The 19,508-nt window shown below is 63.3% G+C and carries 19 protein-coding genes and 1 tRNA gene; 4 read left to right on the plus strand and 16 right to left on the minus strand.

All coding sequences use genetic code 11. The annotated features are described in order from the left end of the window. The first annotated feature begins 80 nt into the window (after positions 1-80). The 3 genes from GE027_RS19760 (at position 81) to GE027_RS19770 (ending at position 3,451) form a co-directional block, all read left to right on the plus strand. The gene (locus GE027_RS19760) at positions 81-1,325 is read left to right on the plus strand and encodes a Glu/Leu/Phe/Val family dehydrogenase (RefSeq protein ID WP_153558956.1); all 1,245 of its coding nucleotides are present in this window, start codon (positions 81-83) and stop codon (positions 1,323-1,325) included. Between the two features lie 235 nt (positions 1,326-1,560). Then, positions 1,561-2,571 carry an FHA domain-containing protein gene (locus tag GE027_RS19765; RefSeq protein WP_153558957.1) on the plus strand — a complete coding sequence of 337 codons (1,011 nt, stop codon included), beginning with the start codon at positions 1,561-1,563 and terminating at the stop codon, positions 2,569-2,571. A 10-nt stretch (positions 2,572-2,581) separates the two neighbouring features. Continuing rightward, entirely contained in the window at positions 2,582-3,451 is an 870-nt protein-coding gene (locus GE027_RS19770; RefSeq protein ID WP_162006839.1) for an FHA domain-containing protein, read from the plus strand. 34 nt (positions 3,452-3,485) lie between these two features. Here GE027_RS19770 and GE027_RS19775 read toward each other — a convergent pair whose 3' ends face one another. The 8 genes from GE027_RS19775 to GE027_RS19810 form a co-directional block, all read right to left on the minus strand. Further along, positions 3,486-3,818, minus strand: a complete 333-nt coding sequence (locus tag GE027_RS19775; protein ID WP_153558959.1) for a tetratricopeptide repeat protein — start codon at positions 3,816-3,818, stop codon at positions 3,486-3,488. 126 nt (positions 3,819-3,944) lie between these two features. Then, positions 3,945-6,605: a pyruvate, phosphate dikinase gene (gene ppdK, locus GE027_RS19780; RefSeq protein ID WP_153558960.1), complete on the minus strand. Its 2,661-nt coding sequence runs from the start codon at positions 6,603-6,605 to the stop codon at positions 3,945-3,947. Between the two features lie 172 nt (positions 6,606-6,777). Continuing rightward, positions 6,778-6,859, minus strand: a tRNA-Leu gene (locus GE027_RS19785). Between the two features lie 12 nt (positions 6,860-6,871). Beyond that, positions 6,872-7,411, minus strand: coding sequence for a 50S ribosomal protein L9 (rplI, locus tag GE027_RS19790; RefSeq protein ID WP_153558961.1), 540 nt, complete (start codon positions 7,409-7,411; stop codon positions 6,872-6,874). A 70-nt stretch (positions 7,412-7,481) separates the two neighbouring features. Next, positions 7,482-7,958, minus strand: coding sequence for a single-stranded DNA-binding protein (gene ssb / locus GE027_RS19795; protein WP_153558962.1), 477 nt, complete (start codon positions 7,956-7,958; stop codon positions 7,482-7,484). Positions 7,959-8,028: 70 nt separating this feature from the next. Continuing rightward, entirely contained in the window at positions 8,029-8,457 is a 429-nt protein-coding gene (rpsF, locus tag GE027_RS19800; protein ID WP_390621613.1) for a 30S ribosomal protein S6, read from the minus strand. A gap of 132 nt (positions 8,458-8,589) precedes the next feature. Further along, entirely contained in the window at positions 8,590-9,165 is a 576-nt protein-coding gene (gene pth, locus GE027_RS19805; RefSeq protein WP_153558964.1) for an aminoacyl-tRNA hydrolase, read from the minus strand. A gap of 41 nt (positions 9,166-9,206) precedes the next feature. Continuing rightward, positions 9,207-9,833: a 50S ribosomal protein L25 gene (locus GE027_RS19810; RefSeq protein WP_153558965.1), complete on the minus strand. Its 627-nt coding sequence runs from the start codon at positions 9,831-9,833 to the stop codon at positions 9,207-9,209. A gap of 216 nt (positions 9,834-10,049) precedes the next feature. Here GE027_RS19810 and GE027_RS19815 point away from each other — a divergent pair, with 216 nt between their 5' ends. After that, positions 10,050-13,775 (plus strand): bifunctional proline dehydrogenase/L-glutamate gamma-semialdehyde dehydrogenase, encoded by a 3,726-nt coding sequence (locus GE027_RS19815; RefSeq protein ID WP_153558966.1) that lies wholly within the window; start codon positions 10,050-10,052, stop codon positions 13,773-13,775. A gap of 1 nt (position 13,776) precedes the next feature. Here the strand turns inward: GE027_RS19815 and GE027_RS19820 are convergent, their stop codons facing one another. The 8 genes from GE027_RS19820 to GE027_RS23475 form a co-directional block, all read right to left on the minus strand. After that, positions 13,777-14,217 (minus strand): TadE/TadG family type IV pilus assembly protein, encoded by a 441-nt coding sequence (locus GE027_RS19820; RefSeq protein ID WP_153558967.1) that lies wholly within the window; start codon positions 14,215-14,217, stop codon positions 13,777-13,779. A gap of 19 nt (positions 14,218-14,236) precedes the next feature. After that, positions 14,237-15,364, minus strand: a complete 1,128-nt coding sequence (locus tag GE027_RS19825; protein WP_237607681.1) for a vWA domain-containing protein — start codon at positions 15,362-15,364, stop codon at positions 14,237-14,239. 5 nt (positions 15,365-15,369) lie between these two features. After that, on the minus strand, positions 15,370-15,786 hold the full coding sequence (locus GE027_RS19830) for a TadE/TadG family type IV pilus assembly protein (protein ID WP_153558968.1): 417 nt from the start codon (positions 15,784-15,786) through the stop codon (positions 15,370-15,372). 10 nt (positions 15,787-15,796) lie between these two features. Next, positions 15,797-16,246: a hypothetical protein gene (locus GE027_RS19835; RefSeq protein WP_153558969.1), complete on the minus strand. Its 450-nt coding sequence runs from the start codon at positions 16,244-16,246 to the stop codon at positions 15,797-15,799. Positions 16,247-16,307: 61 nt separating this feature from the next. Continuing rightward, on the minus strand, positions 16,308-16,439 hold the full coding sequence (locus tag GE027_RS23620) for a hypothetical protein (RefSeq protein ID WP_261344072.1): 132 nt from the start codon (positions 16,437-16,439) through the stop codon (positions 16,308-16,310). A 66-nt stretch (positions 16,440-16,505) separates the two neighbouring features. Continuing rightward, a complete protein-coding gene (locus GE027_RS19840) occupies positions 16,506-17,267 on the minus strand; it encodes a class I SAM-dependent methyltransferase (RefSeq protein WP_153558981.1) in 762 nt (253 codons plus the stop codon). A 90-nt stretch (positions 17,268-17,357) separates the two neighbouring features. After that, on the minus strand, positions 17,358-18,443 hold the full coding sequence (locus GE027_RS19845; protein WP_153558970.1) for an LOG family protein: 1,086 nt from the start codon (positions 18,441-18,443) through the stop codon (positions 17,358-17,360). 133 nt (positions 18,444-18,576) lie between these two features. Further along, the gene (locus GE027_RS23475) at positions 18,577-19,482 is read right to left on the minus strand and encodes a uracil-DNA glycosylase (RefSeq protein WP_237607683.1); all 906 of its coding nucleotides are present in this window, start codon (positions 19,480-19,482) and stop codon (positions 18,577-18,579) included. Positions 19,483-19,508 lie beyond the last annotated feature (26 nt).

Genomic DNA, 19,508 nt, shown 5'->3' on the forward strand with positions numbered 1-19,508 from the left:
CTTAGGCGCTGTCCAGGTCCCCACCAGGTTCGTCGGACAGAGCCTAGTCGTCCAACCGAGCAAGAAGAAGGATTTTCGCGATGCGTGCATTCGAAGCGGTTCAGTACTTTTTCGATCAAGCCGCGGAAATCCTGGAATTGACTCCGGACATGCGCAACATGCTGTTGATGGCCAATCGCGAAGTCACCGTGCAGGTGACTTTGGAACGCGACAACGGCGAACTGGCGTCCTACCTGGGCTTTCGCGTCCAGCACAACAATAGTCGCGGTCCGATGAAGGGCGGCCTGCGTTATCATCACGAAGTCAATCTGGACGAGGTCCGCTCGCTGGCCAGTTTGATGACCTGGAAGACCGCCGTGGTGGACCTGCCCTATGGCGGCGCGAAAGGCGGCATCGGCGTCGATCCCCGCAAGCTCAGTCTGCGTGAGAAAGAAAATCTCACCCGTGCGTTCGTCGACAAGATCCAGGACATCGTCGGCCCCGATAGTGATATTCCCGCACCCGATATGGGAACCGACTATCGGGTGATGAGCTGGTTTCGAAACCAGTGGGAGAAGTATCACGGCTTCAATCCCGCGGTGATCACCGGCAAACCGGTCGAGGAATACGGGGCCAAGGGACGTGAAGAAGCGACCGGGCGAGGCGTCGGCATCCTGACGATGAAACTGATCGGGCGGCTCGGACGCAAGGCCGAGAAGAGCCGCGTCGCGATCCAGGGCTTTGGCAACGTCGGCTCGCACGCCGCTAAATTCCTGCACGATGCCCAGTTTCCGATCGTCGCGGTCAGTGATATCTCGGGAACCTACTACGACCCCGAAGGCCTGAACATCCCGGACATGCTGCGCTACATCCTGGACCATCCCACGGGCCAGCTCCGCGGCTACAGTCACTGCGAAAAACTGCCGGGCAACGCGCTGTTGGAGCTGGATGATGTGGATATTCTGATCCCGGCAGCCCTGGGCGGTGTGATCACCGCGGAGAACGCCGATCAGGTCCAGGCGCCGATCATCATCGAAGCGGCCAACGGCCCGATCTTTCCGTTGGCCGACAAGATGCTTCACGATCGCGGCACGATCGTCCTGCCCGACATCCTCGCCAATGCCGGCGGTGTGACGGTCAGCTACTTTGAATGGGTGCAGAACCGCCAACACTATCGCTGGAGCCTCGATCGTGTCCGCCGCGAGCTGGAACACACCCTGGTCGAAGCCTTCGAGAGCGTCTGGGAGACCAGTCAACAGAAGGACGTCTCGCTGCGCACCGCCGCCTTCATGATCGCCATCGAACGGGTGCGCCGCGCCGCCGAGCTGTCCGGCGGCTACAGTTAGAACCCGGGTACAGCTAGAAACCGGGCACGGGCCAAACACCTGGGTGAGCCGTTTGGGCGATAGCCCCGGTTCTGCACTGACGAAATCGCGGCTATCACCGAAGCGGAATAATAAATCAACAGCTCGTCCCCCTGACCGGCCGCCCGCGGTTTTGGCGTTTGCAGGGCAATCGGTTATCCTGGAACCTGTCGCGCGACCCTTTTCTTCTGCTCTTCTTGTTTCCAAGGCAACGCTGATGCCCGCCTGCCCTGTCTGCAACGCTTCACTGCTGAGCGCCGGCGGTACGTGTCCGGCCTGCGGCAGTGTCATGCCGCCGCGAGAAACGGCCGCATCTCGGCAGGTCGCCGGTGGAACGCGGGTTGCCACGGCCGGAGCTGGCGCCCCACCGCGGACGGCGATCGAAGTCTTTCCCGAAGACCCGGCCGGCCGGTCCGGGCGAAACCTGCGGCGACAAGACGAGGCCAAGGAGACGATGCTCGAGCCGGTTCCGCACTCGGTTCGCCCGCCGCGGGAACCACTGGAACCGCTGGAGCCCGATACGACGCCCATCTTCCGCCCGCACCGCCGCCCGCCCGTGCCGCGGCTGGTCGCCCTGGACGACGGCCAATTGCTCGAGGGTGAGGTCTGGCGGGTGCGGCGAGCGAGAACCATCATCGGCCGCGTCGAAGGAACGATCGTCATCCCCAACGATCCCGATATTTCCGCCAAGCACTTGGAGATCGCGTCGGTTCGTGTCGAAGGCGAGACGCGTTGGCGATTGGTCGACCTGAACAGCACCAACGGAACATTCGTTCGCGTCAATCGGGCCCCGCTGGCCGATGGAAAAGAATTGATTCTGGCTAGCCATCGCTATCGCGTCAGGCTGACGTCGCCTCCCGGCCCCGCCGATCAAGACATCCGGTCGACGCGTTCCTTTCATGGCGAATCCAGCCCGACTTGCCCAACCCTCTACTTGGAACTGTTGACGCCCGAACGGCAGCCGCAATTCCGCATCGGCTCCGGCGGTGCGACCATCGGAGCCGATGCTTCGCAGTGCGACCTGGTACCCACCGACGATCCGTATCTCAGTCCGCTGCACGCCCGGGTTTCCTGCGTCGGCGACCGCTGGCAAATCGAAGATGCGGGCAGCGTCAATGGAACCTGGGTCCGCATCGACCGAGTTACCTTGGACCAGGATGCCGAATTCCAGATCGGCGAGCAACGTTTTCGATTCCTTCTCTCGCGCGACGATAACGCTGGGTTGTAGGCACGCCGGTATGATCGATCAACAGTGGCTGATCGGATCGGCCGAAGACTGCGACCTGCTGATCGACGCGCCCAAGGTGTCGGCGCACCACTGCAGGATCGATCGCGTCGCCGACCGCTATTACCTGGAAGACTGCGGCAGTACCAATGGAACCTTTCTCGACGGCCAGCGGATCACCGAACGGACGGAGCTGGGCGCCGACGCAAAGATCACGCTGGGGCGATCCTTGCGGCTGGTCTGGCCGGATAGCAAGGCGGCGGAAAAGATTCTTTTCATCGGCCGCGCCGCCGAGAACGATGTCTGCCTGAAACACGCCAGCGTCTCCGCCCTGCACGCTCGCTTTCTGGTCGGCCCCGAAGCCACCTGGATCGTCGAAGATCTGGACAGCACCAACGGCGTGTCCATCGACCTGCGAGGCGTGCGGCACCGTATTCGCCGCGCCGTCGCGGTCCAGCCCGAACAGAGCGTGTACTTCGGTTCGGCCAAAGTGCCCGTGAGCGACTTGCTCGCCGCGGCCGGAGTCGAGCTGCCGCCGGAACGAGACGACGGCGGCGCAGGCCCTGGTGAGAGGTTCGTCGCTGAGGAGGAAGCTCGGGCGGAAGTGCAGGCTTCCAGCGACGCGGCTGCCACGCCGGAGTCGGCCGACGCACAGCGGCTCCGCGAAGCCAAGGCGATGGCCGCGTTGCGACAGTATGAGAACGCCGCCTTTTCCCAAACCTCATCCGGCGGATACCAGGTCGACAGTCTGCGGTGGGGACTGTGGTTTGGCATCGGCGCCGTACTGGCGGTTATCCTGGTCGTGGCGATTAGTTTGCTGGGCGATTCCGCGCCGGCTCGGCCCGCCCCGTCTCCTCTGGAACGTTCCCAGCCCGCCCGCTGAGCCGGTCGGCAGCAAGCTTTGGCGGGCAACGCGCTCAGCCTTCCAGCATCCGCGCTTGGGCCATCGCATCCTCGGCCAGTTGAATGTAACGCTGGTCCTGCGTACCGGCCCAGGCGCGTTGGTACGTCACGCTCATGGCCGTGAAGTTGAACGCATCGTTCGGTTCCAGCTCGCAGGCCTTCTGGCCGTGCTCGATCGCTTCGACGTGCTGACCGGTCTTGGTGTACACCCGCGCCAGGGCAAGGTGGGCGAGAACGAAGGAGTCGTCTTGTTGGACGATCTCTTTCAGACGCGGGATGGCCTCTTCGTACTGTTCGGCATCGATCAGTTTTTCGACTTCGTTGTAGGCGGCGTGGACGTCCGACATGGGTACTGGGCTCGCAGTGGATGGTGGGGAAAGCATTTTGCAGGCAAGGCCACGACTCGCGGCGGGTGCCGGCGAGCGTGGCCTTGTCGTGGATTCGCCGTAGCTAGGGAAACCTAGCTACGAGAGTTACTTCTTGGCGTTCAAAGCCGCCTGAGCCGCCGCCAGACGGGCGATCGGCACGCGGAAGGGACTGCAGCTGACGTAGTCCAGTCCGACGCGGTTGCAGAACTCGATCGAAGCGGGATCACCACCGTGTTCGCCACAGATGCCAACTTTCAACTTCTTCTTGACGCTGCGGCCTTTCTCGACGCCCATTTCGACCAACTGGCCGACACCGGTCGTATCGAGCGACTGGAAGGGGTCGACGTGCAACAAGTCGTTGTCCAGGTAATCGGGCAGGAACGTGTTGACGTCGTCGCGGCTGTAGCCGAACGTCATCTGCGTCAGGTCGTTGGTGCCGAAGCTGAAGAAGTCGGCGTGCTCGGCGACTTCGTCGGCGGTCAGCGCGGCGCGAGGAATTTCGATCATGGTGCCGATCAGGATGTCCAGCTTGCCATCGAATTTCTTCTGCGCGACCACTTCTTCGATCACCTCCTCGACACGGGTCCGCAATGTTTGCAATTCGGCTGCGGTACCGATCAAGGGGATCATGATCTCCGGCCGGGCGTCGATGTTCTTGTTAGCACAGCGGATCGCTGCTTCGACAATGGCCCGCACCTGCATCTCGAGGATTTCCGGGTAGGTCACGCTCAAGCGGCAACCGCGATGGCCCAGCATCGGGTTGGACTCGTGCAGGGACTCGGTGCGCGCTTTGACTTCCGAGGGTTTGACGCCCAGTTCCTTGGCCATCTCCTTCTGGGCTTTGTCTTCGTGCGGCAGGAACTCGTGCAGCGGCGGATCCAGCAGGCGGACCGTCACGGGCAGGCCGTTCATGGCTTTGAAGATGCCTTCGAAGTCTTTGCGCTGGAAGGGCAGCAGTTTCTTCAGCGCCGCCCGGCGGTCGGCTTCGTTGTCGGCCAGGATCATCGCCCGCATGTGCGTGATCCGGTCGCCTTCGAAGAACATGTGTTCGGTGCGGCACAGGCCGATGCCTTCGGCGCCGAAGTCACGGGCCCGCTTGCTGTCGGCGGGCGAGTCGGCGTTGGTGCGCACTTGCAGGCGACGGAACTGGTCGGCCCAGCCCATCAGTTTGCTGAAGTCGCCGGCCAGCGTCGGCTCTTGGGTTTCGACTTCGCCAGCCATCACTTCGCCGGTCGTGCCGTCCAGGCTGATCACGTCTTTGACGCCGAAGGTGCGGCCGTCGACCGTGATCTTTTTGGTCTTCTCGTTGATCTTCACGTCGCCGGCTCCGGCCACGCAGCACTTGCCCCAGCCGCGTGCGACCACGGCGGCGTGGGAGGTCATCCCGCCGGTGCTGGTCAGGATGCCCGCCGCGGCGTGCATGCCGTCGACGTCTTCGGGGCTGGTTTCTTTACGAACCAGAATCACCTTTTCGCCGGCGTCGGCTCGTTCCCGAGCGTCTTCGGCGCTGAAGGACAACTTGCCGACGGCGGCACCGGGCGAAGCGGGCAAGCCGCGAGCCAGGACGTCGGCGGCGTTGCGAGCGGTGGTCTTGAAACTGGGCAACAGCAACTGCGTCAGGTCGTTGGCCGGAACTCGCAGCACGGCGTCTTTCTGCGTGATCAGTTTTTCTTTGACCATGTCGCAGGCGATCTTGACGGCTGCCAAACCGGTCCGTTTGCCGGTCCGGGTTTGCAGCATGTACAAGGTGCCCTTTTCGATCGTGAACTCGATGTCCTGCATCTCTTTGTAATGCGTCTCGAGCGTCTGCTTGATCTCCAGCAGTTGCTTGTGGACAGCCTTGTTCCACTTGGGCATCTCCGCGACCGGTTGCGGCGTGCGGATACCGGCCACGACGTCTTCGCCCTGAGCGTTGATCAGGAATTCGCCGAAGAACTTGTTTTCGCCGGTGTTGGGGTTACGGGTGAAGGCCACGCCGGTACCCGAATCCTCGCCCATGTTGCCGTAGACCATCGACTGGACGTTGACGGCCGTGCCCAGCAGTCCGCGGATGTTTTCCAGTTGGCGGTAGCTGACCGCTCGCGGCGTGTTCCAAGAACCGAAGACCGCTTCGATCGCCAGTTCCAGCTGCTTGAAGGGGTCTTGGGGGAATTCTTCGCCGGTGTGCTTCTTGTACACGGCTTTGTAGGCGTCGCACAGATCTTTCAAGCCGTCGGCCGGGACGTCGGTGTCCTCGGTGACCTTGTACTTCTTCTTGATCTTGTCGAAGGCGGTTTCGAACGTGTGGTGCTCCATGCCCATCACCACGTCGCCGAACATGTTGATCAGGCGGCGGTAGGCGTCGTAGGCGAAGCGGGGATTGTTGGTGGCCTTGGCCAAGCCTTCGGTGGCCGCGTCGTTCAAGCCCAGGTTCAGGATCGTGTTCATCATCCCGGGCATACTAACGGCTGCACCGGAGCGGACCGAAACCAGCAGGGGGTTGGAGTCGTCGCCGAACTTCTTCTTCAGTTCCTTCTCCATGATCGAAACGGCTTTGCCGACTTCGTCCATCAAGCCGGCGGGGACTTTTTCGCCGTTCTTGTAGTAGCGATCGCAGACGTCGGTGGTGATCGTAAAGCCGGGGGGCACCGGCAGGCCGATCGCGGTCATCTCGGCCAGGTTCAATCCTTTACCGCCCAGCAGGGCCTTGGATTTGCCGCGACCTTCGGTCTTGGTCTTGCCGAAGTAGTAAACCATCTTGCCTGACGGAGACGCTTTCTTAGCCATGTTGTCCTCAAAATGAATGGAAGTGTTACCGCCGACAAGGGAGAAATCGTAACCAACAACGTCCGGCAGTTTGGCACGAATGTAGAAAGCGGCACCCAAATCGTCAATGATATGCAAAACAAAAGACTCGTCTCGGCCACCGTGCCGAGGCGAGTCTCAAGAGGTGGTCAAATAGGGCCGACAGGAATCGAACCTGCACTCCCGAAGGAACTAGATCCTAAATCTAGCGCGTCTGCCAGTTCCGCCACGGCCCCCACGCGGGCTCGTTAGCGTACGGCCGCCTGTTCTTCGGCGCTGACCGTCGGCACGACCCAGACCTTCAGTTCCGCGTCGACTTCGGCGTGCAGGTGGATCTTGACGGTGTACAGTCCCAGTTCCTTCAGCGGGCCCTGCAGGCGGATCTGATCCTGCGGCACGGTGATGCCCACGCCCTTGAGGGCATCGGCGATGTCGCTGGCGCCGACACTGCCGTACAGCAGGCCTTCGTCGTTGGCGTTGGCTTCGATGGTGATCGACTGGCGGCTGATTTCGGCCGCCCGCGAGCGGTACTCGACCAGCTTTTCCAGTTCCAGCTGGCGCAGTTTCTCGCGGTGCTTCTCGACCATCCGTTTGTGGTGATCGGTGGCCACGGTCGCCAAGCCTTGAGGCAGCAGAAAGTTGTTGGCGTAGCCGGGTTTGACTTCGACGATATCGCCCTGCTTGCCGAGGTGTTCGACGTTGTGGATCAGCAGCAAGCGGATGCCGCCCTGGTCGCCCTTGGGCAAGCGGTTGAAAAGGTTTTTGCGGCGGTTTTTGCTTTTCGGCATGATTTCGAACCTCGCAGTCGGCCGCGGGGCCGAGGCGTCAATAGAAATGATTGGAGAAAATGGACGGGGATCAGAACGGGATGTTCGGGTCGTCGTAGCCGCTGCCGCCGGTGGGCTGGGCTTCGCGGTTGCCCGGAGGGGCCTGGTAGTCGTTGCTGCTGTTGCTGCTGCTGTGGTTGCTGGCGCCGCTGTTGTAGCCGCCGCCGCCGCCGCTGTCGCTGCGGCCGCCGAGCATCTGCATCCGTTCGCAGACGACGCGGAGCTTGGATTTCTTTTGGCCGTCGGTTTCCCAGGTATCCAGCTTCAGCCGTCCTTCGATCAGGACAGGCGAGCCCTTGCCCAGGTATTCGCTGGCGACTTCGGCGGTCCGGCCCCACATCACGACGTCCACAAACGTGACCTCTTCGACCCATTCGCCCGACTGGCTTTTGCGGCGATCGTTGACCGCCAGGCCCGCATCGGTCACCGCGGTCCCGCCCGGGGTGTGCCGCAGTTCGATGTCACGCGTCAGGTTGCCGACCAGGATCACGCGGTTGTAGCTGGCCATGGGGTGGGTCCTCGCAGGGTCAGTAAAAAAGGGACGGTGCGGCCGCCGAGCGTTGCTCGCTGGGCGAACGTCATTCAGCAGCCGAGGTGGCTGGTTCGGACGATTCGGCCGCGGCGGTTTCTTCTTCGCCGGCTTCCTCGTCCCGGTGGTATTCGCCGCGGGCGTTGGCCAGCATCGGCTCGACCAGTCGCGGATCGATCCGCAGGGTCATCTCGCGAATGATGCCGTCGTGCAGGGTGAAGGCCCGGTCCAGTTCGGTCAGGCGGCGGCCTTCGGCTTCGAAGTACAGCAACCAGTAGGTACCTTTCTGGTGGCCATCCATGGGATAGGCCAAGCGTTGCTCCATCCACAAACGGCTGGCCAAGACCGTGCCGTCGATGTCTTCGATCAACTTATTCAGGGCTTCGGCCACGCCACCGGGGTCGCGGGCGTATTTGTTGCTGTCCAGAATCAACAGCGTTTCGTAAACGTTCTTTGCCACGGTGGCCACTGCCTCCATTGGGAATGGAATGAAATCAATACGAGGTTGTCAATCGGTTCGGACCGGCTCGGCTTAAGCGCGGCGAGTCGGTACGAAACCGGTCAGTCGTGTGCGGAGGATCCGGCGTAATGCGGAACAAGTACCGGAGGGTTACTGCGTCGTAGGGCTGCCATTGTAGCGATTCATGCAGTAATCCACACCGTGTTCGGCCCAATCGGCGGCGGCAATCGCAGCCCGTCCGATCGCGTCGTCGATGGTGTTCTGTTCGCCAGGCTTGAACTTGCTGAGGACATAGTCCGGGACGGCCCAGCCTGGCGGAGCCGGGTCGATTCCGACCCGCAGTCTCGGCACCGCTTCGGTGCCCAGGTGGCGGATGATATCGGCAAGTCCTTTTTGGCCACCAGCCGAACCGCTGGGGCGGATGCGAAGCCGGCCCAGGGGCAGGTTCAGGTCATCGCATACGACCAGGATATCAGCTGGGTCCAGTTTGTAAAAATCAACGGCTTTGCGTACGCTCTGGCCGCTGGCGTTCATGTAGGTTGTCGGGCAGAGGACACCGACGCGGGTGCCGGCGATCGAGCCTTCGGCGAATTCACCGGAGAAGCGAACCTTTGGCGAGTCCCCGCCGGCGATCTTCGCGACTTCGGCCGCCACCACGAAACCCACATTGTGACGGGTTTGTTGGTAGCGACGGCCGGGATTGCCGAGGCCGATCACCAGTTTCATTGCGTTGTCCGGTCACCGTGCATCGCAGGGGCCAGGCGGGCTTATTCGCCCTCGCCTTCCTCTTGTTCTTCCTTCTTGCCGATCACTTCCGGTTCGTCGCTGGCCGCAGCTTCCTCGGCCGGCACCTCTTCGCGAGGCGTTTCGACGCGGGCAACGACCGTTTCCGGGTCGGTGATCAGCTCGACGCCCGAAGGCAATTCCACATCTCCGGCCACGGCGTGTTGGTCGAGTTGCAGTTCCGAAACGTTCAGGTCCAACGATTCGGGGATGCTGCCGGCCGCACAGCGGATTTCGATTTCGTGCAGGTTTTCGATCAAAATGCCGCCCTCGCGGGTCCCGGCGGCTTCACCCACCAGGCGAATCGCGACGGCCACTTCGACCTCTTCCTTCAAATTGACGCGCAACAGGTCCAGGTGCAGCACCTCGATACCCAACGCGTCCCACTGGACATCGTTGACCATCGCGGTGTCGGTCACCGAACCCTGCAGTTCGACAGCGCGTCCGTGGTGGCGGATCAACGCGTCGACTTCGCTACGCGAGATCGACAGGTGTTCGTTGTCTTTTCCATGTCCGTACAATACGGCAGGAACCCGACCACTGCGGCGGATCCGCGTGGTTGCAGCCGAACCCATTTGTTCGCGTTTTTCGACGTGTAGAACCTCAGCCATCGTCTTCTATTATCCTTCGACTGTCCAATCACTATGGAAAACGGGCTAGTATGCCAGTAATCGACGCCCTTGCAAGCCCAACCCGAGCCGATGAGTAGGAAAGCGAACAATTCGGGGCCTCGCAATCCCGAAATTTTTAATTGACGGGCGATCCCCCATCAAGGGATGGCATGATCGCTCGCTGTGACCCTCCTCGTGCCCGGATACCCTTCGACCATGCTCGACGCCGACGACCAAGTGTCCCTCGAGTCGCTGCTGCAGCCCCACCGCTCTGAAAACACCGGATCCGCGGGGGGCACGCCAGCGCAGGATGCGGCCGCGGCGGTCGCGATCGCGGCGCAGTTGCTGCGCCGCTCGCGAAAACTGCTTACGGCCGAGGAACGCGCCCAACAGGCGGAACTGGACCGCATGCTCGCCCGGATCGAGGACAAGGCCACCCTGGTGGCCATGACCGACCAGGCGTTTCGAACGCGTACCCCCGCCCGCGTGGCCGACCAGTTGACCCATATCCTGGACCTGCAGGGCGTGCCGCGCTTCTTCAGTCCGTTGGATCGCACGCTGCTGCGCGGCTTTCAATCCTTTGGCAGTTACCTGCCCGGCGTGGCGATCCCCCTGGTCAAAGAGAAAATGCGCCGCGAAACGGCCAACGTGATCCTGCCGGCCGAGCGGGAGATGTTGGTGCAGCACCTCCGCCTGCGCTACGCCGAAGGGGTGCGGATGAATGTGAATTTTTTGGGCGAAGCCCTGCTGGGCGAACGCGAGGCTCGGCGGCGGTTGAAGATGTATCTCGACGCCCTGGCCGATCCGGACATCGAGTGCGTCTCGGTAAAAATCTCCACGATCTACTCGCAAATCTCGCCGCTGGCCCACCAGCATACGGTCGACGTGGTGGCCGATCGGCTGGAATTGCTGTACCGCGCTGCGGCCCGGCATCGATACCGCCGCCCCGACGGCGTGGAGACCTCCAAATTCGTCTACCTGGACATGGAGGAATACCGCGACCTGCACCTGACGGTGCGCTGCCTGCAACAGGCGCTCGACCGCGAGGGATTGCTCGGCGCCCGGGCCGGGGTGGCCCTGCAGGCCTATGTTCCCGATTCCTATGGCGCGCTCGAACAACTGGTGCAGTGGGCCAAAGGCCGCGTTGCCAACGGCGGGCAACCGCTGACCGTCCGCGTGGTGAAAGGGGCCAATATGGAGATGGAGCGGGTCGAGGCCGCGCTGGCCGGTTGGCCCCAGGCACCCTATGAACGCAAACGCGACACCGACGCGAACTTCAAACGCATGCTCCGTCTGTTGATGCAGCCCGACAACGCGGCCGCGGTGCGCATCGGCGTCGCCTCGCACAACCTGTTCGATGTCGCACTGGCCCTGCTGTGGGCCGATCGCCAAGGGGTGCTGCAGCAGGTTCAGTTCGAAATGCTCGAAGGCATGGCCAATCACCAAAGGCGAGCGCTGTTCGAAGCCGCCGGAGAGATGCTGTTGTACGCGCCGGCCTGTCGGCGGGACGAGTTCCTGTATGCCATCGGGTACCTGATCCGGCGCTTGGACGAGAATACCGGCGCGGAAAACTTTCTGCGGCACACCTTTCGTCTGGAAGTGGATTCGCCGCAGTGGCAGCAACTGGTCGAAGGTTTTCGGACGTCCTTCGATGCGATCGATTCGGTATCGGTCGCGCCACGACGCACTCAGGACCGTCGCCAGGACCCGCCGGCGGTGCCCGCGGCGGCACACTGGCGCGAATTCGTCAACGATCCCGATACCGACTGGTCGCTGCCTCACAACGCGGAGTGGATCGGGCGGGTGCTGGACGATTGGAAGGGGCGATGTGACGGGCGAGCCAGCGAGGCGGCTGTGGTGGTGGGCGATCAAATGATTGGGCCGCCCGAGGCTCAGGCGGCAGGGCTGGGCGTGCGAGAATCCTTTGACCCCTCGCGCCCCGGCGTGGTTTCCTGCCGCTATGTCGAAGCGGGCCAGAGCGAGATCCGGCGGGCGGTGCAGACGGCCGTCGACGATCCCAGCCGCTGGCGCGAACGTTCGCCACAGCAGCGACACGAGATCCTGCGCAGAGCCGCTGCGTTGATGCGACAGCGACGCGGCGACCTGATCGCCGCGGCGGTGGCCGACGGTGGCAAGACGGTCCTGGAGGTGGATCCGGAGGTCAGCGAGGCCATCGACTTCACCGAGTTCTATCCGCTGGCCGCAGCCGAGTTCCAGGATCCGGCGATCGGTTCGCGACCTCGCGGCGTGGTCGCGGTGATCAGTCCCTGGAACTTTCCCGTCGCCATTCCCTGTGGCGGTGTGGTCGCCGGCTTGGCCGCCGGCAATACGGTCCTGCTGAAACCGGCCAGCGACACGGTTCTGCCGGCCTTCCTAGTTTGCCAATGCCTGTGGGAGGCCGGCGTTCCGGCCGAGGCGCTACAGTTTCTGCCCTGCCGAGGCGCCGATGCCGGGCGGTTTCTGATCTCCGACGATCGTCTGAGTTGCGTGGTTTTGACCGGGGGGACGGCCACCGCGAAATCCATGCTCCGCCAGCGGCCCGATCTGGAGCTGATGGCCGAGACCGGCGGCAAGAACGCCACGATCGTCACGGCGCTCAGCGATCGCGACTTGGCCGTGAAACACGTCTTGCATTCGGCCTTCAGCAACGGCGGCCAGAAATGCAGCGCCACGTCGCTGTTGTTGCTCGAACAGGAGGTCTATGAGGACCGTTCGTTTCGCAACCTGTTGGTCGACGCCGTGCAAAGCCTTCGCGTGGGCAGTGCCTGGGACGTCGCCAACCGGATCGGCCCTCTGATCCGGCCGCCCAGTGACGAACTGGCTCGCGGCCTGAAAGAACTGGAGCCGGGAGAGAGTTGGGCGGTGCTTCCCGAACACGTTGGCGACAATCCCAACCTGTATCGACCAGGCGTCAAATGGAATGTGCAACCGGGCAGTTTTACCCATCGCACCGAACTGTTCGGCCCCGTGCTGGGGGTCATGCCCTACCGCACGCTGGACGAAGCCGTCGGAATCGTCAATGCCACCGGATACGGCTTGACCAGCGGACTGGAGTCGCTGGACGACCGCGAGCAACAGCTGTGGCGCGAAACCATTCGCGCAGGCAATCTGTATATCAACCGCCCGACGACCGGAGCGATCGTCCTGCGGCAACCCTTCGGCGGGATGGGGGCCAGCGCTCTGGGGGCCGGTCTGAAAGCCGGCGGACCGAACTACGTGGCCGGGCTGATGACGCACCGAAAACTGGACGAGACGCGGCCGACCGGCGCGGCCGAAACAGCAGACCCGGACCAGGCAGGCAAACCGGACGAAACGAAACTTTCAGACGTGGTGGCCGCGGGCGTTCAGACCGTGCGGCAATTGGCCGCCGCCGGTGAACTGGGCGAAGCGGAACTGGCAACCTTCCGGGCGGCCGCCACCTCGATCGATCGAGCGGTCGAAAGCGAATTCGGGCGCTGCTACGACCCCCTGAAGTTGCTCGGTCAGGATAACCTTCGCCGCTACCTGCCCGTGCCGCACTTGAGGATCCGTTTGCAGGCCGAGGTCCCTTTGGTCGACGTGCTGGTGGCCGCCGTCGCCGCCGCGGCCGTCGGATGCCGTGCGGTGTTTTCGTATCGGCCCGGCGAATGCGAGCCAGTCGCCAAGGGTTTGCAGCGGTTGATCGACGCCTGGTCGGGACGGATCGAACGGTTACCCGAAAGCGACGAAGAGCTGGTCGCGGCGATCAACGAAGGAGCTGTCGACCGTTTGCGAATCCTGTCGTCCGAGCCGCTGGCGGCAGTGATTCAAGAAGCGTGTGCCGAACAGTTCGTATCGATTATTCGCCGCCGTGTCGCTGCCGAAGGACGCGTTGAATTGCTGTGGTACCTTCGCGAACAAGCCATTTCGCATGACTACCACCGCTACGGAAACCTCGGCGATCGAGCGGTCACGTCGGCGTGACCTAGGTCGTGCCTTCGCGCTGCAGCGTCAACGAGCGCTGGACGGTTTTGCCGCGGAAGAAATTCGTGGGCACGAAACTGTTGCTGTCCAGCGGTACGCGAATCTGCACCGAGACGTCGCGATCGGCCTCGGTGATCGTCGAAGGCGTGACCGTGATGCGGGCGTTGTCGACGCCGATGGTCGCGAGGATTTGACGAGCGGTCGCCGAGACGTCTGCGGCGGTGCCGCCGGGGATGATGCCGCGCCGGCAACCCTCGTACACCGCGTTGTCGACCGTGTGACGGATCATCGCCACGCGGCAGAATTCAAAGGCGGCAAAAAAGAACACGAACGCGATCGTCGCTACGAACACGAATTCCACGGCCGTCACGCCGGCTCGTGCCGGTTTGCCCAGCGGACGACGAAGGCAGCGGCGGTGGGGGGCTGTAACAGAAGTCTTCATCGGATTGCGGTGGTTCGAGTTACTCGGTGATCATGGTGCTGAGCGTCAGCGCGATTTCTTGGTAGATGTCGCGGAGCTGCAAACCGTTGTCGGCGTGGTAGTGGCGACCGCGTCCGATCGCGGCGACCTCTTGCATCCGCGGCCGATCGGCGTCGGCCCCGAAGGTGATGGTGTGGATGACCACGCCCTCGGCGGCCAAGCGACTGGCCACCTCGCGGGGTTCCGGACCGCGATTGTGCCGCCCGTCGGTCATCACGATCATGGTGCGTTCGACGAACTCGCGAGAGCGACCGTCGACGATGATGCGCGCCCCGGCGGCCATGCCTCGCGAGATGCTGGTAAAGCCGCCGGGGGTCAGCCGGTTCATGCCGGCGGAGAGCGCGGACAGGTCGCCGGTCAATGCGACGTCGGCGGTCGCCCGGTCGCTGTACGAGGCCAGTCCCACCTGTTCTTCGACGGGCGTGCTGCCGAGCGTCTCGGCAAACACGCCGATGGCCAACTGCAGGTCGCTGAATTTAGTTCCCTTCATCGAACCGCTGCGATCGACCACCAGCACGATGTCGCGTTCGATGTAGGTCGCTACGGCTTGCTGTTGAGGTTCAAAGTAGTCGCGTTCGAACAGGCCTCCGAACATCAACGGAACCGCGCCCGACGCGCTGTCGGCCGACCGCTGGCCGACGACCCGCACGCTGTTGCGTGGCCGGCCGGCCGGATCCAGGACAAAGCGACCGGTGTCGGCGTCCTGTTCAGAGCGACCGAAGACGAAGTCGTCCGCCCGCAGACGCAGGGGAACACCATGGACGTGATTGGCCGCGGCGATCTCGGTGCCGCGAGCCACCGCGGCATCGATATCCTGAGTGCGTGACAAGGCTTCCGCGGCCGCTTTGGCCGCCGCGTCGGTGGCCGTTCGCAGTTCGGTTCGGGCCAGATGCATCCGCGCCAGGTCGATTCCCAGCGCCGCAGTGATCATGAACAGGATCATGGCGGCGGCCAGCAGAATCAGCATGGCCCCGCGGCGGCGACGGCAGGAACGCGGAAGTCCAGCGCCCAAAGTCACTCGCGGCGAAGCGGGCCGCGGCGAAGCGGGCCGGCCCGAAGCACGGTGCCGCTTGCGCGGGGCGATCGAGGGTGTCCGGTGGGATTGCATCTGCATTACTCCTTGACCATCACGACGCGAGCCGTCAGGTCGCGGTTATCGATGAATTGTCCGGCCAGCGGGCTGTTGGCACGCGTCGGGGCGAGGACTTCCAGGACCACCGGCTCGCCGCGCCCGACGGCGCTGACATCGCCGCTGACAAAACGCACGCGAGCGTCGTGGACGTTGCGTGCCTCGAGGATGGCGACGGCTTTGGATTCGGCTTCGGCATTGGTGCCCGAAGCGCGAATCGCGGCTCGACAGCCTTCGTAGGCGGCGACATTCAGGGACTGTTTCAGGAAAATAAAACTGGCCGCTTCGATCGCGCCGAAGACCAGCAGGATCAACACCGGCAGGCAGACCGCGAATTCGACCGCGGCGACTCCGCGACGTCCTCTGGCCGCAGCCCGCGTGGGACGTGATTGAGGTGTCATCGCGAGGGTCCTACGAGGCGTCGGAATCGGAAGCGGAACGATCGGAGCCGGCTTTCGCACAGACCACGGCGTTGAAATCGTCGGCCAGCTCCTGCCAGAAATCGCCGCCGCGAAACTTCAGCGGAGCGACGCTGCGGCCCTCCGAAGCGGCCGACAGGGCGCTGCGCAGACGCATGATCGGACCGGCAAAACGATTGGTCAGCTGCAACGTGTCCCAGATAAAGGCGGGGATCAGGGCGAGGCTGATCACGTAGAACGGCAGGAACCGTCGCAGGCTCTCCAGCATCGTTTCGCCCCAACCGCTTTCGGGCTGCTCGAACATCCGGATCCAAATCATCAAAGCCAGCGTGTTGGCCAGAAAGAATACGCCCCAGTGCAGGGCCAGTTTCCGCAGCAGGCTTCCCTGCACTTCGGTGTCGACCAAAGATTGCCGGCGGCGCCGTTGGTTTTGCTGTGTCATCGAGGTATCCCTGACAGGTACGGGCGAAGGTCCGTCGTAAACCGGACTGTCAGAAGCTACGTCACGCGGCGCCGGCGAGCGGTGTGGAGGCGGCGGTTTCCGCTGCGGGGAAGAGGAAGATAAACCGCAGGTAACGGTCGTAGGGGCGGCGACACTTGCAGGAGACCACTTTCGGCGGAGCGAAAGGCGACACCGCGACTACTTTCGGCGGAGCGAAAGGCGACACTGAGACCACTTTCGGCGGAGCGAAAGGCGACACTTATAGAATCAGCGTCTTGGCGGTCGTGGCGGTGTGCCGGCGGCGAGCCTTGATGCGCACGTACGGGGCGACGAAGCGGGCGCGGGCGGCGAAACTGCCGGGCACACTGTCCGCTTTGGCGTGCACCGGTTCGACCAGGTCTTCGATCACGAACCCCTGGCGACACATGCCGCCGACGAGCTGTTCCCAGCGATGCAGGTACTCCACCGCGTCGGGTTCGCGCAGCCGCGCCGTCACCTGATTGTCTCGGGGCGGAGCCGGAACCGGTTGATCGGTGTAATAGGGATGCTGCAGTTGGTATCCGCCGCCCAGCGGCGCGTGCGAGGCCTGCAGGCTGACCGGTTGTTTGTGCTGGCTGATGTACAGCCCGCCGGGGCGAAGCACACGGGCGACTTCGGCGAACACCGTTTGCACGTCGGGCAGGTAACAGCTGCTGACCGGATGAATCACCGCATCGAACTGCTCGTCGTCCAACATCGGCAGCGCATCCATCGAAGCTTCGATGACGCGAATCGCCAGTCCCCGCTGGGCCGCCTGCTGGCGATCCAGTTCCAACATCGCGGGACTCAGGTCCACGACCGTCACGCTGGCACCGGCCGTGGCGTACAGCACGCTGTGTTTTCCGCCGCCGGCGGCCAGGCACAGCACGTTCCAGCCCGCGATCGAACCTCCCAACCAACCCAGCGGATCGACCGTCCGTAGCGGATCCACCAGATCCTTGTCGTCCACCGGGCGGCACAGCGGTTCGCCATCGGCGGCCATCCGGTCGTAGACCCGGCGATTCTGCTGCAAGGCTTGCTCGCGCAGCCGCTGCAGCTCGGGCGTCGATGGTTGGGTCATGGTTAGCCGAACTTACTTGGCGTGCAGGTAATCTTCGCCGGCGGACGGGTCGTTGATAAAGTCGATCAGCATCCGCAGTCGTCCCAGGGCTCGGCGATCAAAGTGGAAGACCAAGCGGGGCAGGTCGGCCAGTTCGGGTTCGGAGCTTTCCTCGGGCAGAGCGTCTCGCTGTTCGAAGCGGCCTTCGACCAGGATATCGGAAAACCGCGAATTGATTTGTTCCAAGAGTGCATCGCTGAGCGGTGTTTTCAAGCGAAGCACCAGCTGGTTGCGGACGTAGCGGAGGCTGTGATAGACGCGGTAAAACCGCAACACTTCCTCGACCGCCTCGTCGACGGAATCGGTGATTTTGTACAGCCGAATATCCTCGGCACTGATCATCCCACCTTCCATCAGGTGGTTGTTCATAAAGGTGCCCAGGTCGCGCCAGTACGTGCCGCCGGGTTCGTCCAACAGGATCAGCGGCATCATGGTTTGTTTGCCGGTTTGCAGCAGCGTGATCGTTTCGAAGGTTTCGTCCAGCGTGCCAAAACCACCGGGACAGCAAACGATCGCACTGGTTTCCTTGACGAACATTAATTTTCGCGTGAAGAAATACTTCAGCGTGACCAGTTTGGGATCCCCGTCGATGTAGGGATTGGAATGTTGTTCGAAGGGCAGCATGATGTTCAGACCCATCGAAGCTTCGCGGCCCGCCCCCTTGTGGCCGGCTTCCATGATCCCGCCGCCGGCGCCGGTGATGACCATCCAGCCGTGCTTGGCCATGGCCCGCGCCATCTTTTCGGCGGTCTGAAACTGCGGGTGTTCCGGATCGGTGCGAGCCGAGCCGAAGATCGTGACTTTGCGGCGACGCCGGTAGGGCCGAAAGACTTTGAAGGCGTAGCGCAGCTCGCGCAGGGTGCGGGACAGGATTTTCAGGTCGCCGACGGCCGTGCGGTCGCGTTCCAGCCGGTTGATCGTGCTCCGCATCACCTTCAGCAGGTCGCCGCCGGCGTAGCTGCGCAGCGGTTCGTCGGCCGGTTGCGGACGTTCCAGCTCGTCCTCGCCAATGGCCTCCTCAGGCAATTCCTGTTCTTCGCGGGGGTCCCGTTCTTTCATCGCGTTAGTCTTGTCCTGAAAAGGTCTTGGTATTCGGTATTCGGTATTCGGTTTATTTCTAAATCTCGGCTTTACCAACCGTCCCCACGACACCGCTCGGCAACCGCGGCTTCTTCGGGGCAACCGCTGTTGCTCAGGGGCTGACGCCCATGTCCGCCATCATCATCTGCAGGTCTTGCCAGGCAAACCGCTTGGCCGAGACGTTGCGCAGCAGGTAGGAAGGGTGGTAGGTCACCAACACCTTGCTGCCCTGGTAGTCGTGGAAACGGCCGCGCAGCCGGCCCACCGACAGCTTCGACCGCAGCAGGCTCTGGGCGGCGAACAAGCCCAGGCAAACAATGTACTCGGGCTGGATCACGTCCAGTTGCGCTTCGAAGTAGGGGCGGCAGTTATCCAGTTCGTCGGGCAGCGGGTTGCGGTTGTTGGGGGGGCGACATTTCAGGGTGTTCAGCAGGTAGACGTCCTCGCGCCGCAGCGTGCAGGCTTCGATCATCTTGTCCAGCAACTGCCCCGCTCGGCCGACAAAGGGACGGCCCTGTTGGTCCTCCTCGGCACCGGGAGCTTCGCCAAAGAACACCACCCGCGCCTCGGCACTGCCTTCGCCAAAGACGGTTTGGCGCCGGCTGGCAACCAATTCTGCGCAGCGCGTGCAGGCGGCCACCTGGGCGGCCATCTGCTGTAGCTGGGTCTGACGCTCGGCCAGCGGCAGGGCCAGGGGGTAGGATTTATGGGGCGTGTTTTCTGCCGCCGGGGGCGCAGCCGAAGCCGGCGGGGTCGCGATAGGCGGGGCCGCGTTCGGCGTGGCCGGAGCCGCCGCGGCGGGAGGCGGCACAGCGGCGGCCGCCGGCGGGGGCGACTCGGCCGCCGCGGGGCTGGGCAAGTACTGGGCCAGCCACCGGGCGCCGGCCTGGACGTCGCCATGCGGCAGGTGCGTCACACCGATCCGCCGCAGGTGTTCGGTGGCGGCCGCCAACGCATGCGCCAGCTGGGCTTGGGTCAGCCCGGCAGAGGAGTCGTTCGTGGCATGTGGATCGTTCACGGCATCAATCTATCGGCAAGCCGAGT

Source organism: Roseimaritima sediminicola (assembly GCF_009618275.1).
GTDB classification, from domain to species: Bacteria; Planctomycetota; Planctomycetia; order Pirellulales; family Pirellulaceae; genus Roseimaritima; species Roseimaritima sediminicola.